21 protein-coding genes, 3 tRNA genes and 2 pseudogenes are annotated in these 24908 nt (G+C 59.1%); 13 read left to right on the top strand and 13 right to left on the bottom strand.

Going from position 1 to position 24908, the window contains the following annotated elements:
- Positions 1–17 precede the first annotated feature (17 nt).
- The 4 genes from IPK32_09430 to IPK32_09415 all read right to left on the bottom strand — a co-directional run bounded on the left by IPK32_09430 (position 18) and on the right by IPK32_09415 (position 3325).
- Positions 18–335 (bottom strand): Dabb family protein, encoded by a 318-nt coding sequence (locus tag IPK32_09430; protein MBK8092177.1) that lies wholly within the window; start codon positions 333–335, stop codon positions 18–20.
- Between the two features lie 33 nt (positions 336–368).
- Entirely contained in the window at positions 369–746 is a 378-nt protein-coding gene (locus IPK32_09425; GenBank protein MBK8092176.1) for an NADH-quinone oxidoreductase subunit A, read from the bottom strand.
- A gap of 82 nt (positions 747–828) precedes the next feature.
- On the bottom strand, positions 829–2244 hold the full coding sequence (locus IPK32_09420; protein ID MBK8092175.1) for a sulfatase: 1416 nt from the start codon (positions 2242–2244) through the stop codon (positions 829–831).
- Between the two features lie 85 nt (positions 2245–2329).
- Complete coding sequence (locus tag IPK32_09415; protein MBK8092174.1) at positions 2330–3325, bottom strand: alpha-ketoacid dehydrogenase subunit beta; 996 nt, start codon at positions 3323–3325, stop codon at positions 2330–2332.
- A 186-nt stretch (positions 3326–3511) separates the two neighbouring features.
- On the opposite strand from IPK32_09415, the gene IPK32_09410 reads away from it, so the two are divergent.
- A tRNA-Val gene (locus IPK32_09410) sits at positions 3512–3586 on the top strand.
- A gap of 21 nt (positions 3587–3607) precedes the next feature.
- Here the strand turns inward: IPK32_09410 and IPK32_09405 are convergent.
- The gene (locus IPK32_09405; protein ID MBK8092173.1) at positions 3608–5008 is read right to left on the bottom strand and encodes an MBL fold metallo-hydrolase; all 1401 of its coding nucleotides are present in this window, start codon (positions 5006–5008) and stop codon (positions 3608–3610) included.
- A gap of 173 nt (positions 5009–5181) precedes the next feature.
- On the opposite strand from IPK32_09405, the gene IPK32_09400 reads away from it, so the two are divergent.
- The 9 genes from IPK32_09400 to IPK32_09360 all read left to right on the top strand — a co-directional run bounded on the left by IPK32_09400 (position 5182) and on the right by IPK32_09360 (position 11826).
- Positions 5182–5757 carry a HigA family addiction module antidote protein gene (locus tag IPK32_09400; protein MBK8092172.1) on the top strand — a complete coding sequence of 192 codons (576 nt, stop codon included), beginning with the start codon at positions 5182–5184 and terminating at the stop codon, positions 5755–5757.
- A gap of 287 nt (positions 5758–6044) precedes the next feature.
- A complete protein-coding gene (locus IPK32_09395) occupies positions 6045–6239 on the top strand; it encodes a hypothetical protein (protein MBK8092171.1) in 195 nt (64 codons plus the stop codon).
- The gene (locus IPK32_09390; GenBank protein ID MBK8092170.1) at positions 6233–7522 is read left to right on the top strand and encodes a tyrosine-type recombinase/integrase; all 1290 of its coding nucleotides are present in this window, start codon (positions 6233–6235) and stop codon (positions 7520–7522) included. Before IPK32_09395 ends, IPK32_09390 begins: the two co-directional genes overlap by 7 nt.
- A gap of 105 nt (positions 7523–7627) precedes the next feature.
- Positions 7628–8176 carry a hypothetical protein gene (locus IPK32_09385; protein MBK8092169.1) on the top strand — a complete coding sequence of 183 codons (549 nt, stop codon included), beginning with the start codon at positions 7628–7630 and terminating at the stop codon, positions 8174–8176.
- Positions 8142–8525: a hypothetical protein gene (locus IPK32_09380; protein MBK8092168.1), complete on the top strand. Its 384-nt coding sequence runs from the start codon at positions 8142–8144 to the stop codon at positions 8523–8525. The genes IPK32_09385 and IPK32_09380 overlap by 35 nt, the downstream gene beginning before the upstream one ends.
- Positions 8526–8591: 66 nt before the next feature.
- A complete protein-coding gene (locus IPK32_09375) occupies positions 8592–8786 on the top strand; it encodes a hypothetical protein (protein MBK8092167.1) in 195 nt (64 codons plus the stop codon).
- Entirely contained in the window at positions 8783–9808 is a 1026-nt protein-coding gene (locus IPK32_09370) for a hypothetical protein (GenBank protein ID MBK8092166.1), read from the top strand. The genes IPK32_09375 and IPK32_09370 overlap by 4 nt, the downstream gene beginning before the upstream one ends.
- Positions 9805–11169 carry a hypothetical protein gene (locus tag IPK32_09365; GenBank protein MBK8092165.1) on the top strand — a complete coding sequence of 455 codons (1365 nt, stop codon included), beginning with the start codon at positions 9805–9807 and terminating at the stop codon, positions 11167–11169. The genes IPK32_09370 and IPK32_09365 overlap by 4 nt, the downstream gene beginning before the upstream one ends.
- 138 nt (positions 11170–11307) lie before the next feature.
- Positions 11308–11826, top strand: coding sequence for a hypothetical protein (locus tag IPK32_09360; GenBank protein MBK8092164.1), 519 nt, complete (start codon positions 11308–11310; stop codon positions 11824–11826).
- Positions 11827–12579: 753 nt separating this feature from the next.
- Here IPK32_09360 and IPK32_09355 read toward each other — a convergent pair.
- A tRNA-Tyr gene (locus IPK32_09355) sits at positions 12580–12665 on the bottom strand.
- Between the two features lie 89 nt (positions 12666–12754).
- Positions 12755–13003, bottom strand: coding sequence for a hypothetical protein (locus IPK32_09350; GenBank protein ID MBK8092163.1), 249 nt, complete (start codon positions 13001–13003; stop codon positions 12755–12757).
- Positions 13004–13209: 206 nt separating this feature from the next.
- On the opposite strand from IPK32_09350, the gene rpsT reads away from it, so the two are divergent.
- Complete coding sequence (gene rpsT, locus IPK32_09345; GenBank protein ID MBK8092162.1) at positions 13210–13476, top strand: 30S ribosomal protein S20; 267 nt, start codon at positions 13210–13212, stop codon at positions 13474–13476.
- 18 nt (positions 13477–13494) lie between these two features.
- Positions 13495–14339: pseudogene (ftsY, locus tag IPK32_09340) on the top strand (signal recognition particle-docking protein FtsY).
- A gap of 9 nt (positions 14340–14348) precedes the next feature.
- Here the strand turns inward: ftsY and tsaA are convergent.
- Together tsaA and IPK32_09330 are read right to left on the bottom strand one after the other, a co-directional pair.
- On the bottom strand, positions 14349–15020 hold the full coding sequence (gene tsaA / locus IPK32_09335; GenBank protein MBK8092161.1) for a tRNA (N6-threonylcarbamoyladenosine(37)-N6)-methyltransferase TrmO: 672 nt from the start codon (positions 15018–15020) through the stop codon (positions 14349–14351).
- A gap of 84 nt (positions 15021–15104) precedes the next feature.
- A tRNA-Phe gene (locus IPK32_09330) sits at positions 15105–15177 on the bottom strand.
- 187 nt (positions 15178–15364) lie between these two features.
- Here IPK32_09330 and IPK32_09325 point away from each other — a divergent pair.
- Entirely contained in the window at positions 15365–15754 is a 390-nt protein-coding gene (locus tag IPK32_09325) for a GxxExxY protein (protein MBK8092160.1), read from the top strand.
- A 374-nt stretch (positions 15755–16128) separates the two neighbouring features.
- On the opposite strand, the pseudogene IPK32_09320 reads toward IPK32_09325, so the two are convergent.
- The 4 genes and pseudogenes from IPK32_09320 to IPK32_09305 form a co-directional block, all read right to left on the bottom strand.
- Positions 16129–17390, bottom strand: a pseudogene (locus IPK32_09320) (DEAD/DEAH box helicase).
- 43 nt (positions 17391–17433) lie between these two features.
- Positions 17434–17862, bottom strand: coding sequence for a hypothetical protein (locus IPK32_09315; protein MBK8092159.1), 429 nt, complete (start codon positions 17860–17862; stop codon positions 17434–17436).
- 59 nt (positions 17863–17921) lie between these two features.
- Positions 17922–18767 (bottom strand): helix-turn-helix transcriptional regulator, encoded by an 846-nt coding sequence (locus IPK32_09310; protein ID MBK8092158.1) that lies wholly within the window; start codon positions 18765–18767, stop codon positions 17922–17924.
- Between the two features lie 72 nt (positions 18768–18839).
- On the bottom strand, positions 18840–24905 hold the full coding sequence (locus IPK32_09305; protein MBK8092157.1) for a hypothetical protein: 6066 nt from the start codon (positions 24903–24905) through the stop codon (positions 18840–18842).
- Positions 24906–24908 lie beyond the last annotated feature (3 nt).

Here is a 24908-nt window from a genome sequence, read left to right as displayed (position 1 = left end):
CGGTTAGCGGGTAGTTTCTACGAGTATTTGACGTTTTTTTGCGGCTCCATTTCGAAGGCGGTCGTTTCCTGCTCGGCGATGTGGGGCTTGAGGACTTCTTCGCGGAATTTGAAGTAGTAGGGGTCGTCCTGGCAGATGGCGAGCTTGTCCATGCTTTCGACTTCGATTTGGACGAACCAGGGCCATTCGTCGGAGGGATTGACGCGTTTGCCGGTCTTGACGGCGAGGACTTCGGGCACGCGAAGAAGGAGCACCCGTGTCTGTGCCATCATGGTCTCCAGCCGCTCGGGGGTGACCTCGGGCTTGAGCTGAAAGAGGCTGAGGTAGGAGATCATGTGCGGCGAATCCGGCGATGGACCGGTAGGGAGCTAGGATTTCCAGTCGAGGACGCCTTTTTTCCAGGCGTAGCCGAAGGCAGCGAGGAGGATGAGGGCAAAACTGAAGGCGACGAGGAGGATGGAGGCACTATCAAAGACGGTGATGTAGTCTTTATAGACGACGGACCAAGGGTAGAGGAAGACGACCTCGATGTCGAAGAGGACAAAGAGCATCGCGACGATGTAGAACTTCACGCTGAAGCGTGGTTGGCTCTCGCCGATGGGCAGCATGCCGCACTCGTAGGCGCTGTCTTTGATCTGGCTCCTACGAGCAGATTTACCGAGTAGGGCAGAGACGAGTAGGGTGGCACCAGCGAATCCGCCGGCGATGAGGACTTGGAGAAGGATGGGGAGATAGTTTTCCTGCATGGGGATGAGGTCACGAATGGTTAGCGGGCGGCTGGGGGAGCGTCAACAGACGTTCTCGCGGAGAGCGGCGTGGGGAATGGGCTCAGTGGGCGGCTTTCACGCGTGGAGTGGGCTTTTCCACATGGCCGGCCTCACGCTGCTGGCTGCCACGGGCATCGCCGTCTCCGAGGGTGCGACGGGCGGCCTCAGCTCGCTGGAGCAGGCGCTGGACGATTCCTGGCTGCTGGGCGGAGAGGTCGTTTTCTTCGGCGACATCGGTTTGGACGTCATAGAGGGCTATTTTTTGCTCGATGGGCTTTTTGCCTTTGGCGGTGCCGATGCCGCCTTTGTCACTGAGGGGCAAATAAAGCTTCCAATCGCCTTCGCGGACGGCTTGGAGCTGTTTGACATTAAAATAGAAGAATCCGGTGCCGTCGTAGGGTGAGTGGGCGTCCTTTTCGCCAAAGAGCAATGGACGGATGTCGTGGCCGTCGATGGGCTTTTGCGGAGGTTTGGCACCGGTGACTGCGGCCAGGGTCGGGAGCATATCCATCATGGTGCAAAGCTGGGTGCAGGTGGTGCCAGCGGGCACTTTGCCGGGCCAGCGAGCAATGCAGGGCATGCGCTGGCCGCCTTCACTGGTGCTGTAGCCCATGCCTTTATAGGGGGCGTTGCTGCCCTGGGCGGGAGTGCGGTTAACGGCACCGTTGTCATTGGTCCAGATGACGAGGGTATTTTCGTCGAGATGGTTGTCTTTGAGTGCCTGGAGGATTTCTCCAGTGGACCAGTCGAGCTCCTCGATGGAGTCGCCGTAGAGCCCGTTGGCGGATTTCCCTCGAAAGGCGGGGCCTGGATAGCACTCCTTGCGGCTGCCGGGGCCTGCTTCGGGGAAATAGAGGAAGAAAGGCTGCTCACGGTGCTGGCGGATCCAATTCACAGCGGCTTCGGTAAAGCGCTGCGTGAGTGTTTCTGCCGCGACGGGTGCTTCGATGACTTTTTCGTCCTGCATCAGCGGCAGCGGGGGCCAGCCTTTTTCCGGGAATTTGTCATGCACCATGTCCTCGCTGTAAGGGATACCGAAGTAGGAATCGAAGCCGTTGCGCGTGGGCAAAAAGTCCGGCTGATCGCCGAGGTGCCATTTGCCGAAGCAGGCAGTGGCGTAGCCGTTTTGCTTCAAAAGCTCTGCCATCGTCTCCTCGCCGGGATGAATGCCCCGCGTGGCGACGGGCTGCAAAACGGCTGCGCCGATGGCACTGATGTGCAGGCCGACGCGGCGCGGGTAACAGCCTGTCATCAAGGCCGCACGACTCGGTGTGCACACGCCGCTGGCGGAGTAGAAGCTGGTGAATTTCCGCCCCTCAGCAGCCATTTTGTCGAGATTCGGCGTGCGGTGCTTCGTCTGCGGATTGAAGCAAGCGATGTCGCCATTGCCGAGGTTGTCACAAAGGATGACGATGATATTCGGACGTGCGGCAGCAAAAGATGCTGCGGCGAGGAAGGCGAGGGTTCCAAGTTTCATGTTTCAAGTAACAGGCAGACCTGCAAACGCCGCGAATGGGCACCAACTTGAAACTTGGGACCTGAAACTTGAAACGAACCCGCGATCAGCAAATCCCCAGCGCCTTCGCCACCACGACATCTGCGGTCGGAAGCTGAATGGCCTCCAGCGGCGGGCTGTAGATCGCGGGGGAGTCGAGGCTGCACACGCGCTGCACGGGAGCATCGAGCTCATCAAAGATGCGCTCCTGGATCATGTAGGCGATCTGGGCTCCGATGCCGCAGTAGGGCTTGTTTTCCTCCACATAGACGGCGCGGTGGGTCTTGGCGACGGATTCGAGGATGGTGTCCTCATCCAGCGGGCGAATGGTGCGCAGATCTACGACCTCGGCGTGGATGCCATGCTCTTCCTCGAGGATCTGTGCGGCCTGGAGACAGGTGATGACAGCTTTGCCGTGGGCGATGAGGCTGATGTCGGTGCCCTGACGCTTCACATCGGCCAGACCGAGCGGGATGAAAAGCTCACCACCGGGGAGCTCGTCGTTGGAGGGCACATCCCATTCTTCGCCGTAGAGCTTAGTGCTCTCCATGAACATGACTGGGTCATTGTCGCGGATGGCGGCTTTCATGAGGCCCTTGGCATCATAGGCATTGCTGGGGCAGACGCACTTCATGCCGGGAAAGTTCGCCATGATGTTCTCTGGCGTGTGGGAGTGCGTAGCTCCCACGCTGGTGCCGCCATTGGCCGGGCCACGGATGACGATGGGGCAGTTGATCTTACCGCCAGACATGTAGCGAACCATGGCTCCATTATTGACGATTTGGTCCCAGGCGACGGTGTAAAAGCTCCAAAACATCAGCTCCATCACGGGCCGCACGCCGAGCATGGAGGCACCGATGCCCATGCCGATGAAGCCGGCCTCGCTGATGGGTGTATCGACGAGGCGCTTGTCTCCCCACTTATCCCAGAGGCCTTGGGTGACTTTGTAGGCACCGTTGTATTGGGCGACTTCTTCCCCCATCACGACGACCATGGGATCGCGGGCGATTTCTTCATCGAGGGCTTCACGGATAGCGTCGCGGTAGGTGATTCGGCGGGGCATAGGGGGATTTTGAGGGGCGCAGTAAGTCGGGGAGGCCAGGGGCGGTGTCAAGCCTGCGAGAAAGGAGACACACAGGGCCGGATTGGGCGGCTCTTCATGCGACTTGTCGGTCGCTTATTCATTTTCTGTTTGCCCGCAGGCCGCACCTGCGCTTTAGACTCCGCCCACGACAAAAAAAGTCACCTCGCGCGGTTAGCTCAGTGGTAGAGCATTACCTTGACATGGTAGGGGTCACAGGTTCGAACCCTGTACCGCGCACCATCTCCCACCAGGGAGATGATTTTAGAGATCCACGGTCTGCATGTGCTGCGCCACATCGACCTTATGCCCAGGGAAGGACATCTCCAGACCAGCCTTCAGCGCCTCGGAGCGCTCAGGCTCGCCGTGGACCAGGAAGACACGCTTTTTCGGCCCCTGCACCCTCGCAAACCACTCTAGCAACTCATCATGATCCGCGTGGCCGGAGAAAGCATCCAGCGTCTCGACCTGTGCATGCACGGGGAACTCCTCGCCGAAGATATTCACCCGTGGGTGCCCTTGGCGCAGCTTCCAGCCCAGAGTATTCTCCGCGCAGTAGCCGACAAAGAGGATGATGTTCTTCGGGTTCGTGACGTTATTGCGTAGGTGATGCAGGATGCGTCCACTCTCCGCCATACCACTGGCGCTGATGATGATCGCCGCGCCTTTGGTCTTGTTGAGCTTCTTGGACTCATCCACAGACCGCACGAGGCGCAGCCCCTCGAAGCCAAAAGGATCATCCCGCATAAAGACAGCGTCACGCAGCTCAGGGCGCAAATCGTCGATATGCAGGCGGAAAATCTCCGTCGCCTTCACCGCCAGCGGACTGTCCACATAAGTCGGCACCGAGCTGATGCGCCCCTCATGGATCAGGCGATCTAGGCAGCACAGCATCTGCTGAGTCCTCTCCACTGCGAATGCCGGGATGATGAGCCTGCCACGCTGCTGCTGGGTGCGGCGGATGATCTGCGATAGGTGCTCGTCTGCCTCTGTGCTGAGCTCATGCTTCCGCCCACCATAGGTGCTCTCCATGATCACCATGTCGATCCCCTCACTGGCCTCTGGATTATTTAAAAGGTCATTCCCAGGCCTGCCGATGTCGCCAGAAAAGAGTAAACGCGTCTGCTTCCCGCCCGCATTCCGGTCCGTGATGTCTAGGATGACCTGTGCACTACCCAGCACATGCCCCGCGTCGATGAAGGTCACCTTCACACCCTCCGCCACATGCTGCGGCCGGTGATAGGATGCCGTCACAAACTGCCGCATGCACTTTTCCGCATCCACCACCGTGTAGCTCGGCTCCAGCTCTGGGGAGCCATCCGCACGCTTTTTATTCAGCCAGGCGATGTCACTCTCATGGATCTTCGCCGCATCTGGCAGCATGATGCTGCATAGATCCCGCGTGGCCGGTGTACAGTGGATATTCCCATCGAATCCCAGCTTACACAGATGTGGCAGAGCCCCGCAGTGATCGATATGGGCATGAGAGAGCACCACGCAGTCCACCGACTTTGGATCAAAGGGGAAGCTCTTATTTTTCTCCATCGCCTCCGACCTGCGGCCCTGGTATAGCCCGCAATCCAGCAAAATGCGCTGTCCATTGACCTCGATGAGATGCTTTGATCCAGTGGTGGTGCCCGCAGCACCGCAGAAAGTGATTTTCATGACGAGAAGTGCCCCGAAGAACGGGAGCACGCCCAGAAGCGCAAGCAGAAGAAACGAATCCGCATCCCCACAACATAGGAAGTGGGGGAGCCATCCGACGCAAGTCCTGCTCACCCCTGACTTCCCACTTGTCACCCATAACGCCGCCCGTTATTATACCTACACCTCAATGCATGATCCGTTCCTTTGCCTGCGACGACACTGCCCGGCTGTTCCGGCGGGAGAAAGTCCGCGCCTTTCCGCCGGACATCCAGCGCACTGCCCTGCGGAAGCTCGCCCAGCTCCACGCCGTCACGGAGCTGCTCCAGCTCCGCGTGCCGCCGGGAAATCGGCTGGAAGCCCTCAAGGGCGACCGCAAAGGCCAGCACTCCATCCGCATCAACGATCAATGGCGCATCTGCTTCCTCTGGGAGTCAGACGGGCCGCATGAAGTCGAAATACCTGCCATGAAAAAACACGCTCCCATCCACCCCGGCGAAGTGCTCCAGGAGGACTTCCTTGCGCCCCTAGGCTTGTCCGAATACCGGCTGGCGCAAGACATCGGCGTGCCGCCACGGCGCATCAACGAAATCGTGAAGGGCAAACGCTCCATCACTGCCGATACCGCGCTGCGGCTCTCCCGCTACTTTGCCTGGCCTGCCGAGGTCTGGCTCAATCTCCAGTCCAGTTACGACCGCCAGCTCGCCGAGGACGCCATGCGGCCCGTGCTGGACCGCATCAAGCCCTGTGCCCTGGCAGCAGCAGCGTGAAGCCAGATGTCGAGATGAGACGCCCCTCGTAGAGGCAAACTGAACCGTAAAAGTGCACAGCCAGTGAACAGCGGATTTTTTTGCTTCCATCTCCAGCGCCCCAGCGAAGCGCTGGAACCCTTGATTTTAGGAGATGGTGGGTAGGGCTGGGTTCGAACCAGCGTAGGCGTAATCCAGCAGATTTACAGTCTTTCATTTGCGTGTTTCATCCTGATTCGCCATGATCCCTCTTGTGCCGACGGAAAGCCCATTATACAAGGGTTACAGCGCCATTTGAGAGAATCACCATGAAACAGGAAAGCACAAAACAGGGCAGAAAAAGTGAGCACATTTTGAGCACACTCACGAGTGTGCTCACTTCTGAGGATTCGGGCCAGTTCGCCGCCAAGAGCAAAACGAGCGCTAATTACTGGCTTTCGGGCAAGCGGCTGTTCAAGTTGACCCGCAGGAATGCCAAGGGGGGTGATGATGGCGGATGCTGACTATTCCTGCCAGCTCTCCTACGCTGGACGGCGGGAGCGGTTTCAGGCTCCACACGGCGAACAAGGCAGAAGCGGCGAGCAAAGCGGCAGCCATTTACCGGGATGTGGTCGGAAAGGGCTGGGAGGATGCGCTAAGACTGCACAAGCCCAAGGCTTTGCCCAAGGTCGAGACGCTGCCGCCTGCGACGGTGGGGAGCTTGATTGCGGCGAGCATGCGCCTTTCCAGTGCCCGCACTGAGAGCATGGGGGCTTACGCCAAGGCACTGCGTAGGATCGCCGTGGGGGTGCTGGAGATCACAGGCGGGAAGAAGTTCGACGCTTTTAAGGGCGGACGGGCTGCATGGCTGGAGAAAATCGACGCAAAGCCGCTGGCAGACCTGACTCCCGCTGCTGTGCTGGCGTGGCGAAACAAGTTCATGAAAGCGGCACGCACGCCGGAAGCACGGGGCCGCGCTGCGGTGACGGTGAACTCGCTGGTGCGGAATGCGAAAGCCCTGCTTGCGAAAAAGGTGCGCCCGTTCATCGAGCAGGAAATGCAACTCCCCTCCCCTTTGTTCTTTGAGGGTGTTTCTGCGGAGCCAGAGCCAAGCCTGCGCTACCGCTCCAAAATCGACGCTGAGGCAATTCTACAAGCCGCACAGAGCGAACTGGCTGCGCAAGACACGGAAGCCTTTAAGCTCCTACTACTCACGCTTGTCTGCGGCTTGCGGCGAAGCGAGGCTGACACCCTGATGTGGAGTCAGTTCGACTTTGGGAAACGGGTGCTGGTAATCGAGGATACGGAGCACAAGCGGCTGAAAAGCAAAGACAGTGCTGGCGACATTGACCTAGAGCCGGAGCTTTGCGCCCTGTTTCAGGGCTACATGGCAAAGGCTCAAAGCTCGTTCGTACTGGAGCCGTCGAAACGCATCCGCATCACCACCATGCAGGAACGGGAAACCCGTGGCTACCGCTGTGAGCCGACACACCAGAGACTGCTGGCATGGCTGCGGCTGCAAGGCGTCAACGGCATCCGCCCCATCCATACGCTGAGGAAAGAAATCGGTGCCGTGATAGCGAGCCGAGACGGCATCTGGAAGGCGTCCCGCTACCTGCGGCACTCCGACATCCGCATCACCAGCAAGCTGTATGCCGACAAGAAAATCCCCGTCACAGCGGGACTGGCGGCGTTCTTTGCGCCGGTCGCTGACAACGTAGTCGCTGCTGACTTCGGGGCCGGAGCGGTGGCGGGTGCTGATGCGGTGGCCGATGTGAAAAAGAAGGCGCAACGCAAGGTTCACTGAGACGAGAGCGGTGGCGGTGGTTTTTGAAAATCTGCTGTCACACTGTCACGAATAGGAGAGCAGAAAAGCGCATGACGAGTCAGGACGTGTTGGCATCTTGGAGGCATGACAAAAAAGCAATCGAAGAAACCTAGATCACAAACAAGCGGAGCCAAGCGCAAGACGGTCGAGGAAATCGAGTGGCAAGTCCACGAGCCATATAATGGTGACGAATCCGAAGTGCAGTGGAACGATGAAGGCTCTCCCCGTCCCGGCACGGCATGGGAGATGGCGATGAATCGCGCTGAACAATTGAAGCAGAAGCGACGACCGAAAGTCAGCCATTTGGGAGTGCTCAAGGTCTATGAAAAACTCGACATCGGAAAAGTCTTTGCTGGTCTGCATTATCTATCTGACGAGAAAAACCCACGTCGCGGAAGGTTTATTCGTTTGGAGGAGGTGACGCGAAATGAGTGGTCGAAATTTGAGATAGAAAAACCGTTTTCAATGGAAGGGCAATTGGGGATGCACCAGATTATTGAGGAGTGCGGACGTGCGATGGTATTGGCATACCTCAACAAAGATCATGGATTCTTCGATGCTCTTGAAAAAGTGGCGGCCATCAAATTTGGGGAGCGCCGTGGAGTACGACGAAAAAAAGGCACAAACGAATGAAGAGACGATCATCGAAATGGCGGTCGAACTTTGGCATGACTGGCAGGGAAATCCATCCAGGGAGGCTGTTATTCGGGCGGTGAAAAGTTTAGGACTGAAGATTCGCTCGAAAGATTGGCCTGCATATTTCAAGCGATGCAAACTCGACTTCCTCAAGAGCCAAAAAGGAGCCGGAAGACCAAGGAAGCCGGAGCCTCTTGAGAGGTTTGTAATCGAGAATCCAAAAGGCAATTTCAAGATACTCCGAGCAACAAAAACTGAAGGTGCGCGGTTAAAGTTTGAAGCGTCACAAGAGATGCGCTGGCGTGCTGAAGCTGAAGAACGCGGCGAAGAATACATCCCGTTTTAGATATACCCGAACATCGTTGAACGGTGTTCGGGTATATCCACGGTCTTTGACAATGCATCCTCTTGCATGGCTAAGACCACACAAGACACAGCATCGGTTCAAGGTCTCATCGACCGCGAAAAACTGGCAGCACGTTTTTGCTGCTCCATCGAAACAATCAAGCGCATGGAGAAGCGCGGCTTGCTCAAGAGAGTCCAGCTCTGCGAGCGGATGGTGAGATACCGCCTCTCGGATGTGCTCAAACTGGAGGGGGCAGCATGAAACTCTCCATTGAGGAAGCCAAGGCGCGGTTGTCGCTGCCGCAGTTGTTCAGAATGCTGAACGTCCCTGGCATCGTGCCAGAGCGTGATGGCAGCACGTTCTGCTGTCCCTTCGCGGATCGTCATAAGCACGGCGATTCCAGACCCTCGTTCAACTTTCACTCACGGCTGAGTCGCTTTCGCTGCTTTGGGTGCGGGAGCGCAGGAGACGGGCCGGATTTCATCGCTGAGTGGCTGGGCATCGGTGCTGATGAGGCGGTGAAAAAGTTCATCGCACTGGCTGGGGGTGAGAGCCATTTTTCGCCGGCGATGGGTGCGCGAGTGCAACGAATCGAGTCCGCTCCCCTGGCTGATGAATGGGGGGATTTTAGCGTGAAGAAAGAGAAGCGGAAGGCATGGCCGCAGTTCCATCTCGGTGCTGATTCAACCATTGCCACCCTCGCCGCCCAACGAGGTTTCAGCGAGGCTTGTCTGCGGGACATGCAGCGCATGGGCCTTTTGCGGTTCTGCGAACTGGCGGGACAACGAGCATGGGTGCTGCGGTCGCTGTGCGGACGTGTGGCACAAGCTCGCCGTTTGGACGGCGATATGTGGCACAGGGACAAGCATGAGTTCAAATCGTGGTCGCTACCTGGCTCCTGTGCTGTGGTGCCGCTGGGCATGGAGACGCTCACGCCATCGGTGTCTGTGGTGGGCATCGCGGAGGGCGGGCCTGACTTCGATTCGCTGTTCCAGCTCATCTGTGAGCAGGAGCGCATGGACAGCGGCTTGCTGGGCTTTTTGGGTGCAACAATGCGCATCCCCGCACCCGTGGTCGAACAGCTCCGACAACGGCGGGTGCGAGTCTTTGCCCATGCGGATGAAGCGGGCCGACGTGCTGCCGCTGAATGGGCCGCACAACTCACTGAGGCGGGCTGCATGGTCGATGCTTTCGACTTCGAGCCGTTCGGAGTGAAGGACGCAAACGACTTCCTGAAACTGCCGCTGGAGCAAAGAGACGTGGAGGTGATGCCGACGCTATGAAATCAACTCCGACTCCAGCATCCAAGCGCAAGGCCGCGCCCGTTTTTGACCCGTCAAAAACGGCTGAGGCCAAGGCGATGAAGAAGAAGCGCGGCAAGGCCGCTGCGACTGCACCCAAGCCGAAAGCGGGTAAGACTGCCGAGACACAAGCCAGCACATCGGACACGGATTACGACGCCGTGAAGATCCCTTTCGAGGTTTACCATCGGTCGAAGGGGGACAAGTACTTCTGGCTGGACGGTGCCGGTCGATTTCAAGAGCACGGCGTCGAAGATTTCCGCCGCCTCCTGCGACTAAATGGAATCAGCGGCAAGAATGCGGATGGAGAGCTGACATCCGCGCATGATCATCTGATTCAACGGGTGCAATCGAGTCACGGAGTCGATGTGGCAATGCCGCTGGCGGGCTACGGTGCCGGATTGCGTGAGATGAACGGCGTTCGTTTGCTCGTCACGGTGCCGCCGAAACTGCCGCAACCCAAAGCAGGTGATTATCCTGCGCTTGGGCGTCTGCTATCAGAGCTGGCAGGGGTGGGAAAAGACGATCATGGAGAAATTCAGCTCAAGACATTGACGCTATGGCTGGCGCGGGCTTGGCGAAGCATTGCTGAGGATCGCACGCTTTCCGGTCACTGTCTGATTCTGGCGGGGCCGCGCTCTGCCTCCAAGACGATGTTCCAAGAGCGCATCATCACGGCGATTCTAGGCGGTCGGAAGGCCAAGGCCGCGCTGGTTCTGGTGAAGGACAAAGACTTTACGGCAGACCTGGCTAGCAGTGAGCATCTGTATCTGGCTGACGAGCTGGTGAGCAAAGACTACCGCGCCCGTATGAACCTCGCGGAGAAGATCAAGAGCTTCGTGGCGAACCGGGGGCAATCGGTGCATCCCAAGGGCGTTGACCAAATGACTCTTGATCCGAGATGGCGTCTCTCCATCTCGCTGAACGATGAACCGGACAGGCTAGCGATGCTGCCGCCGCTGGACGATGCCGACATTGCCGACAAGGTGATTCTGCTGAGGTGCCATCCGGTCACACGGCCAAGTGATGACTTGGAACAGGAACGATGGATCAAGCAGTTGATTGAAGAAATCCCGGCCTTTCTGCATGATGCCATTGCCATGCAGGTGCCGGACGAACTGCGGGAGCTGGACGGCGTGCGCTTTGGGCTACGGTCATTCCTGCATCCCGGCCTGATGGCCGACATGAACGCGAACGAGTCCGAGAGCACGGCCATGGCGGTGATTGATAAACTGCTGTTCTGGAGTCCCGATTGTGAGGCTATCGAGGATAGTGCGAGCAATATCCGCCTGATGATGGTGGACAAGGCCAGCGGAGAAGGCGCTGTGAGGGGCGGAGGTTGACCGCCTGTTCCCGAACGAGCGGCTTGGCGGTGTTCTCAGTCGCATCATGACGCGTTATCCCGGCCGGGTGGAGAAGCCAGACCGTCATGGCAATAAACGATTCTGGCGCATCCTGCCGCCTGTGGAGGGCCAAGCATCATGACACAGACCTGGCTCCGCATTGAATGCGCTCCAGTGGCATCTGTGACGCTGTGCGCGGCGGATATGGAACGATTGCTGTGCGCGGGTGCTGGCGCGTCTGAGATCGCCGCTGTGCAACGTGTGCCGAATGCTGAGGATCGGGCCGCGCTGCTGAACTTCTTCACCTTCATCTGTCCGCAGAACTTCCGTCGTCTGCGGGCGACGGTTCAACTGGTGAGGTGGGGCATGGGCCGTGGCAAGCCTCGCGAATGTGGCGCTGACATCGTTTACAATGCGGCAAGGTTCATATTCGGAGACTTCGGGCATGGTGGCAGCAATGACGAGAGATGCTTTCTCACGCGGGCCTTGGCCGTGGTCGCTCCAGACATTGCAAGGATTTTGGAGATGAAGCGCGACGGCAAAGCGAACATCCTCTTGGCTGTCGGCTGGTATCCTTCGGGACAAATCGACTGGAGCACTGACGCGCTGCCGCCGCTGTCGGCTGATGAGCTGGCAATGTGTGTGATGCCGCTGTGAAATGCCGCACTCCCCGCGCCCCTCACTATTCATTGCCAGAAGGCCGTCACGGCTGTCATGCCGTCGCCTGCGGACATGAGGGGGGGAGGGGGTATAAGAAATCTTTTTGTGCCGCCCCTCTTCAGTCGGGTTTTGCGTCTCCCGGCTTTTCTGCGTCGTGTCGCGACATCTCCAAAGCGACGCGCAAACACGCAAAGGGCTGTCGTCAGTTGCGCTTTGGTGTCGCAATTTGCGCTTTGCGACAACGCGCAACGAAGTTTGTCCCTCTCCCCACCCGGCAAAGGAATCTTTTGCCCCCAGTCCCGCTCAGAACAGGTATATCGTCCCGTTCCCTGTTCGTGGGTGAGGTGCAAAAAATCATTTTGTCCCCTGCTTTTGCCCCTATCCGAATACCGAACCTGTTCTTTCTTGTGCGCTGATGAGTTCAAATCAGTGACAGGGTGACAACATCTTTCCTCTTTTTGGGGAGGATCATCGTTCCAAGCTGGGGAGCGGGGTGGATCGCTCAATCGGATGGCGCAAAATGACGGAATGACAGAACTTCGGGCAATCCATCAGGGGAGCGCCGATTTTTCGCGGATCACCGCGCCGGATGACGATGTGACGGTTGTTTTCCGGTTTCGGTGTTCGGATGGGCAAAGCCCTCAAATTACCGGAGCCGGGCAGAAAAAGTGAGCACATTTTGAGCACACTCGATTTTCCCCCACACCGTCCGACACCACCTTGATTCGCTGGAAGCCTTATAAATCAAGGTGGTGGGTAGGGCTGGGTTCGAACCAGCGTAGGCGTAAGCCAGCAGATTTACAGTCTGCCCCCTTTAACCGCTCGGGCACCTACCCATCTCCTTCCTTGCGGAAGGGCGGCGATTATGGAGTCACTCAATGCCTTTGCAACCGCCGATTTGGCGAAATTCGCGGCCTTTTTCCGCTTAACGCAGCACGATTTCCTTCACCCGGCGGGGGATCATGGCATTTCGGACGGTATCGGGGCTCACGCTGCGCAGGAAATCCACCAACAACACCGGCGACTCCACGATCATCTGCTCGATCTGGTCCCGCCGATGCGTCCACCGGCTGTTTCGATGCAGGTAATCCAGATCCGAGAGAATCTCATGCACATCATGCTCGCTGAAACCAGCAAGTTGGAAGGCGTAAGGATCATTCAGTGGTGTGGACATTGCGATTTTTTGACAGCGATACGCCACCCATGTTGGCGAACGTTTTCAGACACGCCAGCCCGAACCTAGCCAATCCAGACATAAAAAATGCTCCCCACCCTTTCCCTCCCCTTTTAATATACCGGCTTCCTTCCCAGACCTGGATTCCAGATAGACACCCTGGAAGCGGCGCCCATTCTCGCGCCCCCCTTTCCCCGCCCCCTCCTATGGCCAACATCCGCTCCGCTGAAAAGAACATCCGCAAGACCACCGTGCGCACCGCCCACAATCAGGCAGTGAAAAGCCGTGTGCGCACTCTGCGCAAGAACGTCCTCGCCGCTGTGGACAAAAAGGATGCCGCAGCAGCCAGCGCTAACCTCAGTGCCTTCGCCGCCTCCGTGGACAAAGCTGCCAAAACCAACGTTTTGCACAAAAACACTGCTTCCCGTCTCAAGAGCCGCCTCGCCCTCAAAGTCGGCGCTCTCACGAAGTAATATCATACCGCCATCCACATGGCCGGTTTCTTCAAATCTCTCCTCCAGCGCTTTACCAAGCCTGACATCGATTGGGATGACCTGGAGGCAAGCCTCGTCGCAGGCGATCTAGGGCCACGCCTCGCCATTCAGATCGTCAATGACCTGAAAGCACGCCAGCGCCAGCTCCACGGCGCGGACATCGTCCAAGTCGCCCGTGAGCATGTGCGGAAAATCTTGCCCGAGAGCGTCCCTGCCCTCTCCCCGTTCCCAGATCGGCCCAAAGTGCTCCTCATCGTCGGCGTGAATGGCACCGGCAAGACCACCTCCACTGCGAAGCTGGCCCACCACCTCCACCACGGCGGAAAAAAGTCGTCCTAGCCGCCGCAGACACCTTCCGTGCCGCCGCCGTCGAGCAGCTCACCGTCTGGAGTGAGCGCCTCAGCATCCCCCTCGTCAAAGGCCCTCCCAACAGCGATCCTGCCTCCGTCTGCTTCGATGCCTATGAAAAAGCCGTGCGGGAAAAGGCCGACTACCTCCTCTGCGACACCGCAGGCCGCCTCCACACCAAGCACAACCTCATGGAGGAGCTGAAAAAAATTCACCGCATCCTCGGACGTCGTGATCAGACCTCCCCGCATGAGGTTTTACTCGTCTGCGATGCCACCACCGGCTCCAACGCCCTCCAGCAAGCCCGCGAATTCCACAAAGCCGTCCCCCTCACCGGCGTCATCGTCACCAAGCTCGATGGCAGCGGCAAAGGCGGCGTCCTCGTCAATATCCAGCAGGAACTCGGCGTCCCCACCCGCTTCATCGGCCTGGGCGAGAAAGTAGAAGACTTCCAGCCCTTTGACCCGAAGCGCTTCGTTGAAGAGCTTCTGTGAAAAAACAGCCTACTGCGGCTCACAAGCCCGCACGCATGATCCCGCCGCGCTCATCGTCCAGCGCACACGCCAGCCCGCGATCTCCGTCACATACTCACGCCCCGTATCCTCGTGGTAAGCAGGCTGCGGCTGACAGGCCAGCGATTCATCAATGATCCGCCGCACCAGCTCCGGCGCAGCACTCTCACACGCCCACACCACCTTCGCTAAAGCCGGGGCCGCATCCGCAAAGCCACACCGCGCCTCCGGCACACTATCGGCATAGCGCACATACGGCTTGATGTCGAAAACCGGCGTCCCATCCACCAAATCCACTCCAGACACATGCAGACGCGGAGCCTCCAGTCCATCCAGCTCCACACGCTCCAGCCGCACCACACTCAGCGTCAGTCGATTCGGCCGAAAAGGGGAACGTGTCGCAAATACACCCCTCCTCTCATTCCCACCCAGGCGTGGCGGCCGCACCGTCAGCGAAGCATGCGCCTCCTCCACCAGATGAAACTGCGTAATCAGCCACACATGGCTAAACTCCTCCAGTCCACGCACCGCCTCCGGTCGGCGAAAAGCAGGTTCAAACTCCACCACACCCCAGGCAGACGGCGCTAGCCCCGACTGCCTCGGCACGCCGAATTTATCCGTATAGCAGGTGCGCAACCGCGCGATGACTTGGAGCCCGATCATCCCCCCACTTGGCCGTAAATCGCCCCATCGTCAAAAAAGCATCTTCGGCATGCCACACTCGATGCTCACTTTGGAGCAAAGAGGTGGCTCGGGACGGAATCGAACCGCCGACACGGGGATTTTCAATCCCCTGCTCTACCGACTGAGCTACCGAGCCATTTCCGAGTTTTCGGAGCGCGGATAGGAGCACGCAGGGTGTGCGACGCAACGTGTTTTTCCTCCACACACGAAAAACTCTGTTCTGCTGCATCCGCCTCTTCCCCCTCTTTTCCGCGCCGGATGCAATACGCTCCGTGACTTCTAGTCGATCCGTGGTTGAGTTTTACCACCATCTGCCCTCAAAAATGAACGACGCCGACCTGCCTCACCTCGTCATCGGAGCCTGTATGACCGTTCACAGCACCCTCGGCCCCGGTCTCACGCGGGAGGCTTATGAGGAATGTCTGGCTGTGGAGCTGCGGGATCTGGAGATGGATGTGCAGCGCGGGCTACCCCTCAGCTTTGATTATCGTGGTAGGCGCATTCAGGCTGCTGCGCGGCTGGATTTCGTCATTCATGACCGCTTACTCCTCCAAGTGCTCGCCCAGGAAGAAATCACCGCACTCGATAAACTGCGCTTCGAGTCCCATCTGCGCCTCAGCCATCTGCGCAGCGGCGTTTTGGTGAATTTTAATGTCTCCCAGCTACGCAAAGGCATCCACCGCATCATCTTGAAGCGCAAAGATCCGGTGTGAGCCACTTTGCAGGCCGCAGCCGTAACTATTCAGTCAAAGGCACTCCATGAGGATAGACTTAAAGCACCCTCAGGTGTGAAGGCTTGCGTCAGCGTTTTGGAGTGCGCCAGTCCTCTGGCGCTTTCGAGCGTTGCCTAGCCTGCGAAAAGCTCCACAGGGGTGGAGCAGTCCAGAACGCTGCCGCACAACGCATACATCCAGCGGCAAAGTCACGCCTCAGCGCCCAGTCAATTTACGCCAGAGGCTATGCGTCTTCGGCTTTGCAGCAGATGGCGGTGCTGGGGGCGCTGCGGGTCGGCTGGGAGCCGCTGATTGACCGTGTGGCCGAGAGGAGTCCTCACGGCGGCCCTGTTGCTGCTGCCCCTGTGGCGGACTTAGCGCTGCTCACCGCGATGCGGTGGTGGGCCACTCCGCTGTTGTTGCCGCTGCGGCTGGCGCGGATTCTGTCTGCGCTGCTCCCGCCGCTCCAGCGGCTCGGAGAGTGCTGTGGGTGGCGCTTTATAATCGAAGCCCTCCGCACGCTTCCGCGTGATGCCACGGCCAATGAAGCGCTCTAGCCGCCGCAAATCATCCATTTCATCGCTACTGACAAAACTCAGTGCATCTCCGATGGCCTGCGCACGCCCCGTACGGCCGATGCGATGCACGTAATCCTCCACCACATGCGGGAAGTCAAAATTCACCACATGCGAGATGCCATCCACATCGATCCCCCGCGCCGCGATGTCCGTGGCCACTAAAACACGCACCTTGCAGGCCTTGAAGTCCTCTAGCGCCTTCAAACGCTGATTTTGCGAGCGATTCGCGTGCAGCGTCGCCGTCGAGATCCCGCATTGCATGAGCTTTTTGGCGATTTTATCCGCGCCATGCTTCGTGCGGCTGAAAACCAGCACCATCTGCATTTTTTCATCCTGCAGGAGGTGCTGGAGCAAATTCGTCTTCAAGTGCTTCGCCACCTCATAGACATGCTGCGTCACCGTCTCCGCTGGATTCGAGCGTTTCCCGATCTGCTACCGTCTTCGGATGCTGCTGGAACTCATGCGTGAGCCTGCTCGATCTCCTTCGATAGCGTGGCGGAGAAGAGCAGCGTCTGGCGCTTGCGCGGGAGCTGCTGCAGGATGCGCCGGATGTCTGGCAGGAAGCCCATGTCCAGCATGCGATCCGCCTCATCGAGCACCAGATGCTCCAAACGTGAAAAATCCGCGCAACGCTGCCCCATCAGGTCCAGCAATCGCCCCGGACACGCGATCACGATGTCACTGCCAGCACGCAGAGCGTCTTTCTGTGGCTTCTCACCCACACCGCCAAAGACCTTCGCGATGCGCAGCGGCAAGTGTTTGGCATAAGCCAGCACATTTTCTTCGATCTGGGCCACCAGCTCACGCGTGGGGGCCAGCACCAGCACCCGCGTATGCCTACGCCCATCTGCTGCGGGTGGCTTCTCGCTCAGGCGGGTCAGGATCGGCAAAGTGAATGCCGCTGTCTTTCCCGTGCCCGTCTGGGCGATGCCGATCACGTCACCACCGCCGATGACGACCGGAATCGCTGCGGACTGGATCGGTGTAGGCTCAGTATAACCTGCCTCCTGGATGGCGGTGAGTATGGCGGGATGGAGTCCGAGTGCGGAAAAAGGCATCCGCCCCACTAAACCGCCTAGGAACATGAAGCGAGCCGCATTTTCACTTCACCCGCTTCATCGTGAAGGTGCCTCTGTCCTTTGCGCACTCGTAGCACGCATTGAAGTCATCACCCCGGATCGTGCCTGCGTAGTGATACTTCCCACCCGCCCACTCCGGCATGGCATGATCCCCTTCAAATCTGTAACGGCCATTTTTTTGCCTCACGACCTTGTGCGGTGACTTGAAGCTGCCGCTGAGGAATCCACCCCAAGTCGCGTGGTAGTGAAAATCATGCCCCGTGGCCGACTCCGCCACCACCGCCCGCAGGCGCCCGTGATGCCCATTGGCCGCACTCACCCATGTGCCCTCCCACTTTCCATTCACCGCAGAGGATGACGGCGGATTCTTCCACGCTTTTTTGAAGGACTGGCTGCACGCAGGCATCAGCGTGAGCAACAGGACGGTGATGAGCAGACGAGAGACGTTCATGGTGGATCAAAGAGATGCCTTCAACGCGATGACGCAGCATTTTTTCACGCCAAAGTCACTCAAGCCCCACGCCCCCGATACTCTCCCGGAGCCACGCCCACCCAGCGGCGGAAGACGCGGGAAAAGATCGCCGCGTTCGCGTAGCCCACGCTCGCCGCCACGACCTCCAGCTTGTCGTTTTCGCGTTCCAGGAGCCTTCGGGCCTGCTCCATGCGCAGGCAAGTGAGGTGCTGCATCGGACTGCGGCCCAGTTCCTTCATGCAGAGGCGACGCAGATGCTCCGGGCTGCAATGACTGCGATGCGCCAGCTCCGACAGCGTCCAGTCACGCTGCAAATCCTGCTCCACATCTGCCCACAGCTTCGCCACACGCGGCTCACGGCTGCGCCACGGCTGCGCGATGCGGCGGATCGTGCCGTGCAGCAGCTCCAGCCAGTGGTGAATCATGCGAGGCTCCTTTTCGCCCTCCCACTCGGCCCGCAGGCCGCTCACCAGCCGCCCGATCTCCTCCGCCTGCGCCACAGGCATCACCGGCGACGCTGCTCCGACCACGGGTGTGACAAAGCTCGGCTCATCATAGCGCACCCAGGCAAAGCACCACCTCTCACGGCCCTTTGCCTCAAATGCATTCAGCACCCTCGGCGGTGCGAGACACACCATACCCGGCTTCACCCGCTGCCAGCGCCCATCGAGCAAGATCGAGCCCTCGCCGCTCACACACGCCAGCACAAAACTCCCCTCCGGCGTCATCCGCACCCGCCGATAAGGCGGCAACGCCTCATCCATGCCAAGTCGCGCGATGCGGTGCGTGCTCATCTCCGCACAATCACACGCCTCGATCACCCAGCGGCGGGTTTTCGGCCCGTCGATGGTGGTTTCAGTCAAATCAGGCTGCACGGATGACATGCCACTTCTAAACCACCTTTGTGAGGCTCTGTCATGTGAGGAGAGTTGCCGCCTGATGCCAATGGCTTGAGTTCACGGAGCGAGTGGCACCTGCTCCACGCGCAGACGCAGGAACTCACTCGGTGACGCGGGACCAATCGGGTGCATGGAGCGGACGGTGATGGTTTCGAGATCGCCTGGACCGGGGACGGGGCTGCCCACCGGCTGAATGTGAGCCGGTCCACTTTGCCAATCGCCGGGGGCTAGGCTGGAGGAGAGTTGAGGTTCGTAAAGGATGTCTGAGGGGAGTGCGCCGGCCTGGGGACGTGTGTAGCTGAGCGTGAGGAATTGCTGACCGGAGAGATCCTGCCATGTGCCGGAGATGATCGGCGAGCCGTTGAACTGCGGGCTGAGGCCGAGGGCGTATTTGAGGAGGTTGCTGGTGCCGGTATGAAAAGGATCGGCGAGTAGATCGGCATCGGGGCCGCTGAGGCCGTGGATGGTGGCCCAGTGGCTGAAGGTGGGGGCCGCGAGCTGATAGTCAGAGAGACGGAGCGTGGTACCGCCATTGACGAGGGTGACGAGAAAGGTGCCGTAGGCGCTGGCGACGGGAATGCGGGTGCCGGTGAGGTTGGAGGTGATGCCGCTGGTGGCGACGGCCACATCAAAAGTGTGCGTGGAATTGATGCTTGCACCGAATCCGTTGACGAAGGTGACGACGAGCGTGCCGTTCATGATGAAAGCCTGCGAGACATTGAGCCGGTCATGCTGCGTGCCGGGCGTGGTGCCGCCGAGCTGGAGATTGAGGCTGGCTCCGGCTGCAATTTCGAGTGAGCCATTCCACTGCATGGCTCCGACCTGATTCGAGCCGCCTAGGGCCTCAAAACCGGGATTCACAGAGCTGCCGTTCATGACTTGGCCCTGCCCTTCGAAGGTTCCATCACCTGCGAGGCGGCTGCCAGTATCCACGGTGATGGTGCCGGGGCCGCTGGAGGGCTCTTCGCCAAAAGAGGCCATGCGTGCTTGCAGGGCCTCGCCCCCTGACCCGTTGAGGCCACCTGCGGCGACGATGTTTCCACCACCTGCAGCCACGATATTCATCCCGCCAGCGGCCACGATGCTGCTGGCCTGCATGAGAGATCCTGCGCCAGTGGCGATCACATTGCCGGGACCATCGGCATTCAATCCTCCCGCAGCGACGATGGTGCCACCGTTGTGACTCAAAACATTTCCTCCGGCTGCGGCGACCAAGGAGCCGCTGCCCTCGATGCGGGAGTTCGCGCCTTCGCTGGTAATGTTGCCACCACCTGTGGCGAGCAAGTTCATGCCGCCCGCGGCGACCAAGACGCCGCCGTTGTGGCTTAAAATATTGCCGCCGCCTGCCGCGACCATGTTTCCGCCACCTGCGGCGACGAGCCTGCCGCCGTTGGCCTCCAGCGCGGTGAGTTTGTCGCCGCTTGGGAAGGTCACGTTGATTTCGCTACCTGCTCCGAGGACCTGAAGGCTGCCGGGCAGCAGGCCGAGGGCGGTGGAGCCGAGCGGCAGAGTGAGCTTGGCTCCATTCGAGGCCGCGACGCCACCAGTGCCGGTGTAGCTGCCGGAGAAGTTCAGCGTGCCCGCCCGAACCTCAAGGATGCCATCGTTTTGGAAAGGCAGGGCGATGACGGTGTTCGTGCTGGTGTCATGCACGAGGCGACCGGTGCTCTTATTGTGAAATAAGGTGCCCGCCGTACCGGTCCATGCGCCAATGTGGGTGGTGATGTTGAAGGTGCCTTCATTCAAAAAGCGTGCGCCATTTTGCAGGTTGAGAGAGCCACCGGAGGCGATCCAACCCGTGTTCCAGCCCTGGCTGTTTTGCAGCGTGGCCTGATTGATGGTGGTGCTGGCTCCGGCAAAGGTAAACTGAGTGCCAGTGAGCAGTCCATTGCCCTCGACGATATTTGTCGCATCCACAAAGGTCACGGTGGCTCCAGCGGCGATGAGCGGATCATCCGCCGGATCGGCGCTGGGGTCTTCAAAGCTCAGGCGGGTATTTGAAAAGCGCACGATGCCCGAGCCTGAGAACTCGTTCGTCCGCCCCTGCACCCGCAGAGGCGCGGCCCCGGTGAAGGTGATCACTGAGTTGGAATGATTCGACCAGAGCTTGGCGGTGGCTTTGAGCAGCCCGCCCTGGGTGAAGGTGATCAGCTTGCCTTGATTGGCTGCAACAATGCCTGCGAACTCGACAGGCACATCGACGCTCACGTCTGCAAAGTAGCCGAAGTTGGGAACCACGGCGTTGAAATTGGTTATTGAACCCTCGAGCGTGCGAAAAAGCCCGGTGTCGTCACCAGTGAATGATTTGACAAGATAATGATCAAACTGCCCGGCATTCTCAAACACTGCCCCATTCATCAGGCGGCAAAAGCCGTTGGAAAGGGGCAGGTTATAAGTGGCGGTGGCGGTGGGTGCGATGCGCAGGAGCGAGTTGTTAATGGTGAGATCGTGGGTGCTACCAATTTGCAGGTTCTTGGTGACTTCCAGCGTGCCGGCACCGCTCACGCTGCTCGTGCCATAGAAGCCGATGTTTTCGCCGGTGAGTTTCGCCCCCGAGGCGAAATTGAAGCTCCCATTCCATGGGCCGAAGAAGCCCTCGCCAGTGGAGGCGTTCGCCCCGCCCACAAAGTTGACCGTGCCACCGCTTGCATAAATGCCGAATCCTGCCGCCGCTTTGGTAGAGCCATTGTTGAACGTGCCGGTGGAGGTGATCGAAAGTGAGCCGGTGAAAGCCTCGATCGTGCCAGAATTCTCGTAAGGCACGGCCAGGCGGTTTTCTTGAGCCGCAGTGGTCTGGAAAACACCGCCCGACAGGTTCTTGAAGAGGGTTCCGACAGCGCCATTCAGGACATTGATGTAGCCGCCCATGGATACCATCCCGGAGTTTTCCCAGGTGGCACCATTGGTGAATTCGAGCGGGTGCCCACTTTTATTGATCGTTGTATTTGAACCCGCCAGCGTGACCAGTTTGGGGCCGGAGAAATGGCTTGTGCCCGGATGAATGGTGAGCGTGCCGCCCGCGTTCACGTTCATGGTTCCAGGCCCGGTCAGCGTCGAGGTGCCGTAGTTGCCGATGTTGAAGTTGCCACTCACGTTCAGAGCGGTGGCTGCATCAGCGAGCGTGACAGTGCTATTCCCGAACCAGTGATTGCCTGAACCTGTGAAAGTATTCACGCCCGAAAAGGTGAAGGGCGTGTCTTGAAAAGTGAGGTTGGCATTTGCGCTGGCGGAGAAGGTGGAGTTCGACAAATCGCCACCCGCCATCCAGCGGAGGGTTCCGTTCTGCACTTGGATGGCACCCGTGTTGTTCAAGGGGCTGAAGATCGAATAATCCGAGCCTCCAACTTTGTTGATAGTGCCGGAACTGATGATGGACGATCCGCCGTCCGCCAATCCGTTGAACCCAGTTCCGCCCAGTGTTCCAAACTCCAGGGTGCCAGCGTTGGTGAAAATCACTCCGCCTTTCGCGGTCATTTCCCTCGCGACCTTGATGGTGCCCCCGACCTCTGAATTGACCAAACCTCCGGAAATAGGTCCATCAGAGCCGAATTCGACGGTCGATCCGTTCGTCGCTAAAATGGACGCGTTGGTATTGATCAGATTGCTGCTCCAGAGGGCGAGGGTTCCGCCATTGATCGCTTTCATCGTTTTACCAGGGGAGTTGGTGAGGCTGGCGGTGGTGAAGCGGAGTTGCTTGCCAGCTTGGTCTGCCTCGACGGACGTGTTGTTGATGACAGTCAGATGGCGTGTGTAGCCGTTCTCGGCACCCACCCAGCCCGCCCCGTGCAGATCCTGTTCATCCAAGGAGAGCGTCGCGCTGCTGCTGGCATTCACCATGGAATCATTTTCCAGGTAGAGTTCTCCTCCACCCGTGAGGGAGACGGCGCTGGCCCCGATCATCAGCAGGGTGCGGGTGCCTCCGGTGTTGAGCAGCCGGACGGAACTTTCGTTCTGGATCGCGCCCCGGAATTCAGCCTGTTGGCTGTGATCGACCGTGAAGGGGTGCGTGCCTTGCAGCGTGAGCCCCGCGCCACCGTTGATGAGCGTGGCATTGGATAGATTGAACGTTCCCGCGTTGTTCTTCAGCGTGCCATTGGTCACGGACGTTGAGGCGGCAAAGGACACCCCACCACCGGAGATGGCCTCAATAACGCCACCCGTGTTGTTAAATCCATTGCTGGCGGAGATGCTCATCAGTCCGCCGACCGAGGCGCAGAATGTTCCGCCGGAATTCGTGGCGGACAATAACCCGAGCGACAAGGTCTTGCCCGACGCGTTTGCTCTCACCAAAGCTGAATTTTGGAGAATCAAACGTGGGTCAGTCTGGGTATTACCGATCCGGCCATAGCCGGCCAGCGTGTTGTCCGTATTAATCAGGGTCCGGGCGGAATTAGAGCCATCAAGGCCATCCCAAATTTCTCCCGGACGATTGGTCTGGTTGGGATTGCCCAACTGGATCGTGCCTCCACCGGTGAGGGTGACGGAGCGGTTCGCGTCTTCAGAAATCCACAACCTCGCCGCCTGCGTGCCGCCTTCAATCTGGAGCATGCCTTTGTTTTCGATGGCACCCACGAGCCTAGCTTCGTTATAGACGTTGGGGCTGCCGAGGGTGAGTTCGCCTTCCAAAGTCATCCCGGTGCCGGGATTCACCAGGGTCATGCCATGCAGATCGATAAAGCCACCGTTATTGCGCACCAGACCGCCCTCGATCCGGCCAAAATTTGCCCGCACCCGGCCGCCAGTTGTCGCCTCGATGGTTCCGCCTGTGTTTTTTACAACCCCGTTGGAGTTGATGTGGATGCGCAAAGTGCCGCCCGTTTGAGCACGCAGCACGCCGCCGTTTTGGTTGTCGATCCCGGCGAGCCGCAGCAACAGCTCTTGCTCGTTTTGATCCGCCTGAAACGTGCCACGATTCGTGATGTAAGGCGGTTCAAAGTCATCATCACCGACCCGTCCGCGTCCACGGATCAATTGGTCCTGAATGTGCCAGATCGAGCGGCGGTAGCCGAAACCTGAGCTTCCCAGCCCGCGATCCAAAACAACCTGGCCCGTGCCTGCCAGGGTGATCGTCTGCGCCGGGTCGTAGGAGCCTGTGACGATGCCATCAATGCGGCCAAAGCCTTCCGGGATCGTGATCGTGCCGTTGTTCGTGTAAGTGCCCTGGAGCAGCATCTGGTCCAGCAGGTTCATCGGCCCGTTCTGCGTCACATTGCGGAACTGGTAGCCCCCGTTGCTACCATTAAAACTGCCCCCCACCTGCAAGCCGCCGCCGTTGGCGGCCGAGATCGTGCCGCCCTCCATCAATCCGCCTCGATAAAACGCCACCTGCGAGCTTGTGCCATACGCCAGCCCATCCGCCAGCACCGTGCCGCCCGTGTTCAGCCACTCACCCATACCGATCTGCATTTGGCCCCCGCCACTGGCTTTCAGTGTGCCCGTGTTCACGCTGCGATTCGCACCGTCCAACCCATGGAAATCAATATCCTGCCCTGACAGATTCGCTTCAATCAGCCCCGAATTGGTCACCTGCACTTTCGCGGCATTCGCCCGGCCAAAAAGCGCAGATCCTTTGATCGTGGCCGAATTCGTCAGGGCATCATAAATTTCCGGGCGCTGGCCCTGGCTGCCGAGCAGCAACTGGCCGGAGCCGGCAATGGATTTGGCACCGCGCAGGGCATTGGACGACCAGGGCAGTGACATCGTTCCGTTCAGAATCAGGGAACCCGCTCCAGAAAACGCGATCGCAGGGCCGAACTCAAGCGTGTTGGGGGCCGCGCCAAACTGGAGGGTATCCCCGCTATCAATGCGGAGCCGGCCAATCGTCAGGTCCGTGACCACACTGTCATTCCGCCCGAAAGTGACGGTGGAAGCCGTGGCTGGCGCGTTGTCGATCACCACATCCGCCAGGGCATCACCCGGCACGCCACCCGGAGTCCAAGCTCCCGCATTCAGCCAATCCCCGGTGCCGCCTGCCCAGGTGGAGACCGTCTGCCCCACCGCGAGAGAGGGCAGCATGGCCATGCAGAAAGAAAGGGCGGAAGAGAGCAGCGTGAACCGCCGCGGCTGGGTAGATACGGTTTGACCAAAGAGTGTGAATGCAGTGGCGAAAAAAGGAGATTTCATGGC

The sequence above is a fragment of the Verrucomicrobiaceae bacterium genome (assembly GCA_016713035.1).
Lineage (GTDB): Bacteria > Verrucomicrobiota > Verrucomicrobiia > Verrucomicrobiales > Verrucomicrobiaceae > Prosthecobacter.
This window is presented reverse-complemented; position numbering and strand designations above follow the sequence as displayed.

Excerpts from the sequence above, each read along its gene's own strand:
- IPK32_09430 (MBK8092177.1), bottom strand. The coding sequence starts at position 335 with ATGATCTCCTACCTCAGCCTCTTTCAGCTCAAGCCCGAGGTCACCCCC.
- IPK32_09425 (MBK8092176.1), bottom strand. The coding sequence starts at position 746 with ATGCAGGAAAACTATCTCCCCATCCTTCTCCAAGTCCTCATCGCCGGC.
- IPK32_09420 (MBK8092175.1), bottom strand. The coding sequence starts at position 2,244 with ATGAAACTTGGAACCCTCGCCTTCCTCGCCGCAGCATCTTTTGCTGCC.
- IPK32_09415 (MBK8092174.1), bottom strand. The coding sequence starts at position 3,325 with ATGCCCCGCCGAATCACCTACCGCGACGCTATCCGTGAAGCCCTCGAT.
- IPK32_09405 (MBK8092173.1), bottom strand. The coding sequence starts at position 5,008 with ATGAAAATCACTTTCTGCGGTGCTGCGGGCACCACCACTGGATCAAAG.
- IPK32_09400 (MBK8092172.1), top strand. The coding sequence starts at position 5,182 with ATGATCCGTTCCTTTGCCTGCGACGACACTGCCCGGCTGTTCCGGCGG.
- IPK32_09395 (MBK8092171.1), top strand. The coding sequence starts at position 6,045 with ATGAAACAGGAAAGCACAAAACAGGGCAGAAAAAGTGAGCACATTTTG.
- IPK32_09390 (MBK8092170.1), top strand. The coding sequence starts at position 6,233 with ATGCTGACTATTCCTGCCAGCTCTCCTACGCTGGACGGCGGGAGCGGT.
- IPK32_09385 (MBK8092169.1), top strand. The coding sequence starts at position 7,628 with ATGACAAAAAAGCAATCGAAGAAACCTAGATCACAAACAAGCGGAGCC.
- IPK32_09375 (MBK8092167.1), top strand. The coding sequence starts at position 8,592 with ATGGCTAAGACCACACAAGACACAGCATCGGTTCAAGGTCTCATCGAC.
- IPK32_09370 (MBK8092166.1), top strand. The coding sequence starts at position 8,783 with ATGAAACTCTCCATTGAGGAAGCCAAGGCGCGGTTGTCGCTGCCGCAG.
- IPK32_09365 (MBK8092165.1), top strand. The coding sequence starts at position 9,805 with ATGAAATCAACTCCGACTCCAGCATCCAAGCGCAAGGCCGCGCCCGTT.
- IPK32_09360 (MBK8092164.1), top strand. The coding sequence starts at position 11,308 with ATGACACAGACCTGGCTCCGCATTGAATGCGCTCCAGTGGCATCTGTG.
- IPK32_09350 (MBK8092163.1), bottom strand. The coding sequence starts at position 13,003 with ATGTCCACACCACTGAATGATCCTTACGCCTTCCAACTTGCTGGTTTC.
- rpsT (MBK8092162.1), top strand. The coding sequence starts at position 13,210 with ATGGCCAACATCCGCTCCGCTGAAAAGAACATCCGCAAGACCACCGTG.
- tsaA (MBK8092161.1), bottom strand. The coding sequence starts at position 15,020 with ATGATCGGGCTCCAAGTCATCGCGCGGTTGCGCACCTGCTATACGGAT.
- IPK32_09325 (MBK8092160.1), top strand. The coding sequence starts at position 15,365 with ATGAACGACGCCGACCTGCCTCACCTCGTCATCGGAGCCTGTATGACC.
- IPK32_09315 (MBK8092159.1), bottom strand. The coding sequence starts at position 17,862 with ATGAACGTCTCTCGTCTGCTCATCACCGTCCTGTTGCTCACGCTGATG.
- IPK32_09310 (MBK8092158.1), bottom strand. The coding sequence starts at position 18,767 with ATGTCATCCGTGCAGCCTGATTTGACTGAAACCACCATCGACGGGCCG.
- IPK32_09305 (MBK8092157.1), bottom strand. The coding sequence starts at position 24,905 with ATGAAATCTCCTTTTTTCGCCACTGCATTCACACTCTTTGGTCAAACC.